General features: G+C 75.0%; 9 protein-coding genes. 1 reads left to right on the plus strand and 8 read right to left on the minus strand.

Annotation, left to right across the window (positions count from 1 at the left end):
- The 6 genes from ACW0Q9_RS27385 to ACW0Q9_RS27410 form a co-directional block, all read right to left on the minus strand.
- Positions 1–315, minus strand: a 315-nt coding sequence (locus ACW0Q9_RS27385; protein WP_456186127.1) for a beta-ketoacyl synthase N-terminal-like domain-containing protein, incomplete at its 3' end; no start/stop codon positions are given.
- The gene (locus ACW0Q9_RS27390) at positions 312–1,928 is read right to left on the minus strand and encodes a class I adenylate-forming enzyme family protein (protein WP_456186129.1); all 1,617 of its coding nucleotides are present in this window, start codon (positions 1,926–1,928) and stop codon (positions 312–314) included. The genes ACW0Q9_RS27385 and ACW0Q9_RS27390, both read right to left, overlap by 4 nt.
- The gene (locus tag ACW0Q9_RS27395) at positions 1,925–2,428 is read right to left on the minus strand and encodes a beta-ketoacyl synthase chain length factor (RefSeq protein ID WP_456186131.1); all 504 of its coding nucleotides are present in this window, start codon (positions 2,426–2,428) and stop codon (positions 1,925–1,927) included. Before ACW0Q9_RS27395 ends, ACW0Q9_RS27390 begins: the two co-directional genes overlap by 4 nt.
- Positions 2,425–3,579 carry a beta-ketoacyl-[acyl-carrier-protein] synthase family protein gene (locus ACW0Q9_RS27400; protein WP_456186133.1) on the minus strand — a complete coding sequence of 385 codons (1,155 nt, stop codon included), beginning with the start codon at positions 3,577–3,579 and terminating at the stop codon, positions 2,425–2,427. Before ACW0Q9_RS27400 ends, ACW0Q9_RS27395 begins: the two co-directional genes overlap by 4 nt.
- Positions 3,572–3,817, minus strand: coding sequence for an acyl carrier protein (locus ACW0Q9_RS27405; protein ID WP_456186135.1), 246 nt, complete (start codon positions 3,815–3,817; stop codon positions 3,572–3,574). Before ACW0Q9_RS27405 ends, ACW0Q9_RS27400 begins: the two co-directional genes overlap by 8 nt.
- Complete coding sequence (locus ACW0Q9_RS27410) at positions 3,817–4,080, minus strand: phosphopantetheine-binding protein (RefSeq protein ID WP_456186137.1); 264 nt, start codon at positions 4,078–4,080, stop codon at positions 3,817–3,819. Before ACW0Q9_RS27410 ends, ACW0Q9_RS27405 begins: the two co-directional genes overlap by 1 nt.
- A 17-nt stretch (positions 4,081–4,097) precedes the next feature.
- On the opposite strand from ACW0Q9_RS27410, the gene ACW0Q9_RS27415 reads away from it, so the two are divergent.
- The gene (locus tag ACW0Q9_RS27415) at positions 4,098–4,784 is read left to right on the plus strand and encodes a 4'-phosphopantetheinyl transferase family protein (protein ID WP_456186139.1); all 687 of its coding nucleotides are present in this window, start codon (positions 4,098–4,100) and stop codon (positions 4,782–4,784) included.
- Here ACW0Q9_RS27415 and ACW0Q9_RS27420 read toward each other — a convergent pair.
- Complete coding sequence (locus ACW0Q9_RS27420; RefSeq protein ID WP_456186141.1) at positions 4,715–6,097, minus strand: class I adenylate-forming enzyme family protein; 1,383 nt, start codon at positions 6,095–6,097, stop codon at positions 4,715–4,717. The genes ACW0Q9_RS27415 and ACW0Q9_RS27420 overlap by 70 nt on opposite strands.
- Before the next feature lie 269 nt (positions 6,098–6,366).
- The gene (locus ACW0Q9_RS27425) at positions 6,367–7,029 is read right to left on the minus strand and encodes a TetR/AcrR family transcriptional regulator (RefSeq protein WP_456186143.1); all 663 of its coding nucleotides are present in this window, start codon (positions 7,027–7,029) and stop codon (positions 6,367–6,369) included.
- Positions 7,030–7,339 lie beyond the last annotated feature (310 nt).

Here is a 7,339-nt window from a genome sequence, read left to right on the forward strand (position 1 = left end):
TGCGCCGACGATCCCCGGGGTCCGGCCCGGGTCGACGTCCCGCCCCACCTCGATGCCGGCGTCGGCGAGCGCCTCGGCGGCGGTGAGGAGGGCGAGCAGCACGATCCGGTCGAGCACCTTGGTCTCCGGCCCGGAGGCGACGCTACGCGGGTCGATCTCCGGCAGCACCCCGGCCACCTCCAGGCTGTCCCGGGCCGGGTGCCCCTCGGGGGGCCGGCGCAGCCCGGACCGGCCGGTGGTGAGCGCGGTGAACGTCTCCTCGACGCCCCGGCCGGCCGGGGTGAACAGCCCCATGCCGGTGATGACGGCGCTCATGACGGGGACTCGGCGAGGTAGCGCTCGCGCAGCGCCACCTTGCGGACCTTGCCGGTCACGGTGACCGGGACGTCGTCGGCGCTCACCGGCACCACCCGGCGCAGGGTGGCGGCCAGGTCCGGCCCGAGCGCGGCCCGGATCCGGGCCGTGCGGTCCTCCGCCGGGTCCGCCCCGGCGGCCAGTTCCAGCAGCACGTCGGTGACCACTGTCCGGTCCTCCTTGACGATCACCACGGTGCAGTCGGTGACGTCGGCGCAGGCGGCGAGGATCCGCTCCTCGGACAGCGCGGTGAAGAACCGCTGCCCGTCGCCCGCCTCGACCGAGTCCACCGCCCGGTCCAGGTGGTAGAAGCGCCCCTCGGCGTCGGCGTACACCAGGTCCCCGGTGAGGTACCAGCCGCGCAGCCTTGACCGGTAGGTGGTGACCGAGTCGTTCCAGTAGCCGCGGAACAGCGACGGCGAGTCGATGCCCAGCCAGCCCACCTGCCCGGGTGGCAGCTCGTTGCCGGCCGGGTCGAGCACGGCCACCTTCGTGAACCGGTACGGGCGGCCGACGCAGCGGCCGTACCGGTCGGTGTCGACGGTGTGGGTGATGTGGAACATCGAGTGCCCCATCTCGCTGGAACCGAGCCCGTCGATGAAGACCGAACCGGGCACCCGGGTCACCCCGTCGCGGGTCATCACGTCCCGCGAGCCGACCTTGACCAGCCGGCGCACGTGCGGCTCGTGCGAGCAGTCGCCGGTGTTGAACCACAGCCGCACCGACTCCAGGTCGTACGCGGAGAGGTCGAAGCGGGCCAGCTCGGCCCAGGTGACGGAGAACCCGAACACCCCGTCCGGCCGCCACCGCTGGATCGCGTCGAGCACCCGCTCGCCGCCCTGCTCGGAGAGGAGGTGCATCTCCGCCCGGTTGCCCAGCGCCTGGTTGACCATGAGGACGGTCGCGGTGTGCGGCGCGGGCAGGGCGTTGAGGATCCGGGTGGTGCCCTGCGCCTGCGGCATGGCGAGCAGGTGCCGGGTGGCGGCGAAGAGGCTGGCGTGCGAGTGCAGCACCGCCTTCGGCACCCCGGTGGTGCCGGAGGTGTGGGTGATGACGATCGGGTCCTCGTCGTGGTGCCGGTAGTGCGGCGGGGCCGCGGCCGGGTCGCCGCCGCCCGCCTCGGCGGGCTCGCCGAGCAGGGGCGCGCCCAGGTCGTGCCCGCGCAGGGCCCCGGCGTGCGCGGCGTCGGCGAGCACCCCGGCGGCGCGCAGCCGGCGGATGTACTCGGCGGCGATCCCCGGGCGGAGCCGGCCGTTCATCAGCGCGGGAATCGCGCCGAGCCGGGTCAGCGCCAGGAACGACAGCACCATGTCGGCGGCGGCGCCGGCCCAGACGGCGACCGGGTCGCGTGGCCGCACCCCGCGCTCGTGCAGCCAGGCCGCCCGGGCGGCGACCAGCTCGTCGAGCCGGCCCAGGGTCAGCGGAGTCTCGGCCGGGTGGCCGTCGACCGCGGTGTCGAAGGTGAGCCCCGGCCCGTCCGGGTCGGCGCCGTGGGCCAGCACCCGGGCGAGCACGTTGCCCGCGCCCAGCTCGGCGTCGGCGGCCAGGGCGCCGCGTAGTCCCGTCGTCCTCATTGACGTCTTCCCTCCCCCAGCAGCACCGCGGTCGCCTCGCCCGGCGTACCGTCCGGTGCCAGTTCGATCAGGACCAGCAACGCCTGGGCGGCGTCGCCGTCGTACAGCAGCAGGTCCGCCTCGGCGGTGGCCTCGGCCCGTGGATCCCCCGCCGGGCTCAGGCACACCACCGGCCCGTCCAGTCCCCAGCGCGCCGCGACGTGCCCGGCCACGCTGTTCGGCACCGACTGGAAGAAGAACAGCGGACCGACCCGGCCGCCGGCGTCGACCGTGGCCCGGACGTGCGCGGCGCTGGCCCGGTCGCCGCTCGCGCTGGCCAGCACCACCGCCGTCCGGTTCCCGGCCGGCAGCGGCCCGTCCCCGTACCGCGCGCGCAGACACCGCTCGGCCACCGCCACCACCAACGGCGCGAACGCCGAGTGCACGAACCCCGGCACCGGAGGTGGCGTCCCGTCCCCGCCCACCGCCCACCGCGCCTCGGCCAGCACGGCGGCGGTCACGGCGCACTCACCAGGAGGGCCGTGTTGGCGCCGCCGAAGGCGGCGTTCAGGGTCAGGGCGTGGGTGGTCGGTGCCGGGCGGGGTGCGTCGGTGATGGCGTCCAGTGGGCAGCTCTCGTCGGGGCCGAGCCAGCCGGCGTTGACCGGCAGCTTGCCGTGCCCCAGCGCCAGCACGGTGACCACCAGTTCGAGCAGTCCCGACGCCTCCAGGGCGTGCCCGTGCACCGACTTCGTGGAGCTGACCGGGATCCGCCCGGCCGCCGCGCCGAACACCGCGCCCAGCGCCGCCGCCTCGGAGGCGTCGCTGTACGGGGTGCCGGTGGCGTTGGCGTTGACGTAGCCCACCGCCGCGGCCGGCAACCCGGCCCGGCGCAGCGCCCCCTCGACCGCCCGGGCCAGGCCGCGCCCCGCCGGGTGCGGCTGGCACGGGTGGTACGCGTCGCCGGCCCGCCCCCAGCCGGCCACGGTGGCCAGCGTCGGGGCGCCCCGTCGGGCGGCGACGCGGGCCGACTCCAGCACCACCGCGACCACCCCGTCGCCCAGCAGCAGACCCTGCCGGCCGGCGCTGAACGGGCGGACCGCCCCGTCTGCGGCGAGCGCCCGGCCGGCGTCGAAGAGGGCGTACTGGTCCGGCTCGACCAGGTAGCCGGCCGCGACGACGACCCGGTCCAGGTCGCCCCGGCTGATCAGGGTCGCGGCGTCGGCGACCGCGGTGCTCGCCGACACACAGGCCGTGGTGTACGTCCGGGTGCGCCCGCCCAGGCCGCAGCGGCGGGCCAGGTGACCGGCGAGCGCCGGCACCTCCGGGCCGGCGTCGGGATCGGGCGGGCCGCCGGCCGGCCGGTCCGCCGCCGGCAGCGAGGGCGGGCCGCCGTGGGTGGCCAGGAACAGCGCGGCAGCGGCCCGGTGGGTCCGGTCCAGGCCGGCCGCCCGGCACGCCCGGTCGACGGCGTCGGTCAGCTCGTCGGCGAGGGTGCCGACCTCCGGCAGGGTGGCCGCCACGGTGACCCGGCGGCCGGTGGTGTCGAAGCGGCGCACCGGCGCGAACGCCGGGGTGCCGGCGAGCACCCCGGCGAGCAGCGCGTCGGCGCCCCTACCGAGGGCGCTGAGCGCGTGGACGCCGGTGATCCCTACTGGCTCCCGCTCAGCCATCTGCGGGAACGGTCAGCGAGGTGTGGAACACCGCCAGCGCGTCGTCGACGGTGCGGATGCCGGCGAGCTGGTCGTCGGTCAGGTCCAGCCGGCGGTCGTAGCGTTGCTCGACGAGGTGCACCAGCCAGGCCAGCTCCATCGAGCCGATCCGGTCGGGCACCTGGTCGACGGATTTCGCGGTCAGTTCGGCGAGCATGCTCACCAGGTCAGCTCGCCCCAGGTCGGGCTGACCGGTCATCAGGCGTGGTCGCTGTTCGCGGCCACCCGGTCGGCGACCATCGTGGTGAACTCGCCGACCGTCATGAGGGCCAGCTTCTCCGACTCGTCGTCGGCGAACTTCAGGCCGTACCGGTCCTCGACCCGGACGGCGAGGTCGGCCAGGGCCAGCGACTCGAGGTCGACGCCGGAGGGGCCGAGGGTGGTGTCGTCGTCGACGTCCTCGACGTCGTAGTTCATGTCGGCGAGCTGCTCGATGACGAAGGTGCGGACCTCGTCTCGCATGGCGTTAACCTCTTTCCGTGAACCAGCTACCGGTGCCCGGTCGGGACACCGTGTACGTGTGGACCGGCCGCACCGCCGGCGACCAGCGGGAGCTGGCGCGGCGGCTGCTGAGGCGCGCGGGTGGCGCGTTGCTCGGCCGGCCCGAGGCGGAGATCGGAGTGGGACGGGCGCCCGGCGGACGCCCGGAGGTGCACGCCGGCGACGGGCGGACGCTGCCGGTCAGCGTCAGCCACGTCGACGGGGTGGTCGTGGTGGCCGCCCGGGTGGGCGGACCGGTCGGGGTGGACGTGGAGCGGCGCCGGCCGCTGCCCGCCGTGCCGCTGGCCCGGCGCTGGTACGACCCGGACGAGGCGGCCTGGCTGGCCGCCCGGGACGAGGCCGGCCGGGAGCTGGACTTCCTGCGCCTGTGGACGGCCAAGGAGGCGGTCGGCAAGGCGTTCGGCACCGGGCTGCGCGACGGCGGGCTGCGCCGTCGGATGCCCCCGCCGGACGGCGGCGGCGAGCTGCTGCGCCCGGTCCCGGGCTGCCCCGGGGTGCGGGTCGGCCACCCGGCCGGGGCGGCCGGCCTGGTGCTCGCCGTCGCGGTCGCCGGGGCGGCCGGTCCGGTCGACGTCGTCCTCGAACAGCGGGCCGGTCACGACGCCGCGTCCCGCAGCGCCGTGGTGGAGCGGACCAGCTTGCCCGTGGTGGTGCGGGGCAGCTGATCGAGCAGGTGCAGGGTGCGGGGGCGCTTGTAGCCGGCCAGCCGCTCGGCGAGCAGCTTGTCCAGGGTGTCCTCGGAGAGCGAGCCGTCGGTCTGCACGTAGGCCGTGATGCCGTTGTCCCAGACCACCACGGCGGCGGTCACCCCCGGCAGCTCGGCGACGGTGGCCTCCACCTCGGTCAGGTCGACCTTCATGCCGCCCACCGAGACCTGCGAGTCGAGCCGGCCCCGGACGGTGACCAGCCCGGTGCCCGGGTCGACGACGCCGGCGTCGCGGGTGTGCAGCCAGCCGTCGGCCCAGCGGGTCGGGTCGGCGAGCCCGACGTACGGGTTGGCCGGGCAGCTGACCCAGAGCTCGCCGCCGGACTCGCGGACCCGGATGCCGGGGGCGGGGGCGATGGCGGGGCGGTTCACGCCGTACAGGTCGGTGCCGATGACGCCGACCTCGGTCATCCCGTACATGTTGCCCAGCGGGACCCCGTAGCGGTCGGTGAAGGCACGGGCGACGGCGGCCGGGACCAGCTCGCCGCCGGTGGTCATCCGCTTGAGCTGGGGCAGCGGCCCGGACGGCACGGTGGAGGCGAGCAGGCCGATGTGGAACGGCACGCCGAGCACGGTGGCCGGGCTGTCCTGGGCGGCGACGGCCGCGAGGATCGCGTCGCCGCTGAGCCGCTCGGGCGGGCACAGCTCGACGCCGGCGTGCAGCCCGTAGAGCAGGCCGCCGACCAGGCCGAGCACGTGCACCATGGACGGCAGCAGGACGATCCGCTCGCCGGGCAGCGCCACCCCGTCGATCTTCGTGTAGCGGTGCACCTCGCCGACCAGGTCCTCGGCCGTGCGACCGATCACCTTGGACGGTCCGGTCGAGCCGGAGCTGAGCTGGATGACCGCGTGCGGGCTGCCGGCCGGGCGGTCCGAGTACGGCGTCACGCCCGCGGTGACGTCGACGAAGATCCGCAGGGCCCCGCCGCCGGTCCGCACCGGGGCGACCACCACCTTCGGGGTGAGCCGGCGCAGGGCCTTGTCGACCTCGTGGTCGGTGAGCCGGTGGTCCAGCAGGATCGCCTGCGCGCCGCTGCGCCAGGTGGCCAGCAGGTGCACCACGTACGCCAGCGAGGGCGGCAGCCGCAGCGCGGCGGCGCCCCCGGCACGCAGGCCGGCCTCGGCGAGCCGGGTCTGCGCCTCGGCCACGAGGCGGCGCAGGGTGCCCTTGTCGACCGGCTCCGGCTGGCGGAGACAAATGTCGGTGTCGCGCCCGGTGAACAGAATGTCGTCCACCCAACTCACCGCTGCCGACGCAGGATCTTCCGCCATAGGATGTGCTGTCACGACCGCCCACCGTCCAGCCTCGAAGTGGGCGAAATCCGCCCAACAGGTGCGTTCTCCGGGGTGCTGACGGAACAGTACGACAGCCGTTCCATGCATTGCTACATGCAAATGGCTAGATCAATGAGAGCGGCTGGGCGGATTGCTCAGGCTCGATCGGACAGGCAGGATCGGACCCACGCCGGCTCGGTACCCCGCCGGCAGTCCGATGCTGCGCCGGTGTGCCGCCCCGGTTCGGGCCGGCGCACACTCCGGTCTCACCGCGGCGTCCGCCGGACCGGGTCGGGGCGGACGGCGTAGTCCGCGAGCGCGGGTTCGAGGGCGTCGAAGGCGACGTGCGCGTAGCCGGTGACGGCCCGCGCGATGTCGTCGTCGTGGTGTCCGGCGATGGTGCGGCGCATGGTCTCCTCGAACAGCAGCCGGTGGATGCCGGCCAGCTGCGCAGCGGCGACCCGGGGCAGGACGTCGTCCTCGGGGCTCCCGGTCTCCTCGGCCAGAGCGGCGGCCAGGGCCTTCTCCCGGTCGTCGTGGAACTCCCGGAGGCGGGCCACCAGGGCCGGGCTGGCGGCAATCATCCGGGCGAACGCGGGACCGGAGAACCCGATGACCGGGTCGTGGGCGGCCACCGCCGCGAGGTAGGCGCGGCGCAGCGCCGCCAGCGCCGACTCGCCAGGCTCGCGCTCACGGACGACGGTGGCGAGCTGCCGCACGAACACGTCGTGCATGTCCAGCGCCAGGTCCTCCTTGCGGGGGAAGTAGTTGGTGACGGTCATCTTGGAGACCAGGGCGGCGGCGGCCACCTCGGCGATCGTCACGTTGTCGAAGCCGCGTTCGAGGAACAGGCGGGTGGCCTGGCTCGAGATGTTCTCCCTGGTCTGACGCTTCTTCAAGGCCCTGAGGCCGGTGCTCTGCGCGGTCATGCCCGCACTATACCTGTGTCCGACCAAATTTTTTCCTTGACTCCTTTTTAGGTCCGGCCTAAGTTTAGGTCGTACCGGCGAACGGCCGGCACGGAAGGGAGCCGACATGCCCGCCCACACCCGCGACATCGTCACCGGCAAGCCCCGTCGCCCGCGCGTCGAGCGCGGCGTCCCGGCGCGACGGCCGCAGGTCCCCACCTCGTAGAGGGTGAACACCGCGGGCCCGACGATGGCCCGGCCCGGCTCGATGGAGAGGTGCGGCACGGCCAGCTTCTCCGCCGCGCACTCGCCCCGGCGGAGCCGTCGCCGC

It is taken from the genome of Micromonospora sp. I033, from assembly GCF_053890995.1.

What these genes read in the sequence shown, in the direction of transcription:
- ACW0Q9_RS27400 (WP_456186133.1), bottom strand. Translation starts at nt 3,579, where the DNA reads ATGGCTGAGCGGGAGCCAGTAGGGATCACCGGCGTCCACGCGCTCAGC.
- ACW0Q9_RS27425 (WP_456186143.1), bottom strand. Translation starts at nt 7,029, where the DNA reads ATGACCGCGCAGAGCACCGGCCTCAGGGCCTTGAAGAAGCGTCAGACC.
- ACW0Q9_RS27390 (WP_456186129.1), bottom strand. Translation starts at nt 1,928, where the DNA reads ATGAGGACGACGGGACTACGCGGCGCCCTGGCCGCCGACGCCGAGCTG.
- ACW0Q9_RS27410 (WP_456186137.1), bottom strand. Translation starts at nt 4,080, where the DNA reads ATGCGAGACGAGGTCCGCACCTTCGTCATCGAGCAGCTCGCCGACATG.
- ACW0Q9_RS27405 (WP_456186135.1), bottom strand. Translation starts at nt 3,817, where the DNA reads ATGACCGGTCAGCCCGACCTGGGGCGAGCTGACCTGGTGAGCATGCTC.
- ACW0Q9_RS27420 (WP_456186141.1), bottom strand. Translation starts at nt 6,097, where the DNA reads ATGGCGGAAGATCCTGCGTCGGCAGCGGTGAGTTGGGTGGACGACATT.